Genomic DNA, 1,537 nt, shown 5'->3' with positions numbered 1-1,537 from the left:
TTAACAGGGAGATTTACTTCAGTGAAATACTTAACCATCGTATCTCCAATCATCGCGACAGCGTTATCCACAGAACAAGTAGCAAATTCGTCTGGTAAGGGAATATCTACAAAAAGCAAATGATACATATGAAATGTTGTATCACTATAACCCGGGTCCACCTTTATTAGCTTGTCCTCATAATATACAGGCTTCTTCCGATATTTCATTCTAAACTCTATAGAGCATATCATATCTATAACCATTTCGTTTAACATGGATGAGTACGTGCGCTCCATAAAATAAGATTGCAATGCTTTACTCATTTTTTCAAAATTATTGCGATGTTTTTTCCCAACATTAACATCAAATACATTCTTTAATATTATTTTCATAATACATTACATTTTTAGAAAATCAGAAATAACAGTTTGATTCTTCTATTCATACCACGGGTTCTCCGCAACAATAATAGAACTCTAGTTTTCATTATTACTTGCATTTTAGGTTTATGTCATTTAGTTATTAAAATGATGTTGCAAATATACAAAACATTTTCAAATAAAGCAAGGGTCTAAAATAAAAATAATTGATTCGAGAAGCGATAATATGAAATGATTGTTAGTTCTGTATGTAGAAACAAATAAAAAGTCCGACAAACCTCACGATTCATCGGATTTTTTATTGATAGCCAGACCATGATGTCACATCTGCCAAACAAAGAAGGTCTTATTACACTTCTTTTTCTCATTACGCTTTTACAAAGTCTAGTGGATTTCTTTTGATAACGAGCGGATAGCGCTCCGGATGACGCAAACTATCTATTTCAAGATCTACGTCAAGGTCAGGCCATTCTATAGCTTCCGAACCAGACATCTGCACATTCAGCACGCTACGGATTGGGGCATCTTTCATCCAAGGTATACGATTATAGGATAGGAAATAATCATTACCAAGTACAGAAAGCATAATGCCTTGCGCATTAATCATCAATACGCTTGCCGATGTGCTGCTTGAATTGTTCCTTAAATCTGTCTGCATATTTTTCTACTATTTTCTTTATTTCATTCAACTTATGTTCTGGAATCCCATTATTCTTTGCCAACTCCACCTTAGGTTCTAACCAATATTTCGCTTCGTGGCTTTCATAAATAACATGGATATGCATCCGCTCCTCTTCGTTGGAGTAAATTTTAAACGTATATTCGCTTTCGCGACGAAACACTGGACTCATTTCATATTAATATTATTCGCTGCAAATCTACAAAATCTTGCACAAAATACCAAATAATTCTTTGTTTTCCGTGCAAAAATTAATAGTTATTATTATACTATTGCATCCAAACATCCTGACTCTTGCGAGCCAATAGCAGCGTCAAACCAAAAGAATAGCGGCACTATTCACACCGAATAATGCCGCTAAACGATATATTTTCAGGCTCATTTATTTACCCTGCTTGGCTGAATAACTATCGAAGAATGCCTTTAAGTCTGCCACAAAACGATCCTTGTCAAACGACTTCCTAATCTTAACAGGGAGATTTACTTCAGTGAAATA

3 protein-coding genes are annotated in these 1,537 nt (G+C 34.7%); all 3 read right to left on the bottom strand.

Annotated elements, in window-relative coordinates:
- Window positions 1–374: hypothetical protein (locus tag T433_RS15480; RefSeq protein WP_044109991.1), on the bottom strand; the 374-nt coding region annotated here is incomplete at its 3' end.
- A 355-nt stretch (window positions 375–729) separates the two neighbouring features.
- Window positions 730–969 (bottom strand): DUF2442 domain-containing protein, encoded by a 240-nt coding sequence (locus T433_RS0112575; RefSeq protein ID WP_027456046.1) that lies wholly within the window; start codon window positions 967–969, stop codon window positions 730–732.
- Window positions 962–1,213 (bottom strand): DUF4160 domain-containing protein, encoded by a 252-nt coding sequence (locus T433_RS0112570; RefSeq protein WP_027456045.1) that lies wholly within the window; start codon window positions 1,211–1,213, stop codon window positions 962–964. Before T433_RS0112570 ends, T433_RS0112575 begins: the two co-directional genes overlap by 8 nt.
- Between the last annotated feature and the right edge of the window lie 324 nt (window positions 1,214–1,537).

It is taken from the genome of Xylanibacter brevis ATCC 19188, from assembly GCF_000621725.1.
GTDB lineage: Bacteria > Bacteroidota > Bacteroidia > Bacteroidales > Bacteroidaceae > Prevotella > Prevotella brevis.
This window is presented reverse-complemented; position numbering and strand designations above follow the sequence as displayed.

What these genes read in the sequence shown, in the direction of transcription:
- T433_RS0112570 (WP_027456045.1), bottom strand. Translation starts at nt 1,213, where the DNA reads ATGAGTCCAGTGTTTCGTCGCGAAAGCGAATATACGTTTAAAATTTAC.
- T433_RS0112575 (WP_027456046.1), bottom strand. Translation starts at nt 969, where the DNA reads ATGATTAATGCGCAAGGCATTATGCTTTCTGTACTTGGTAATGATTAT.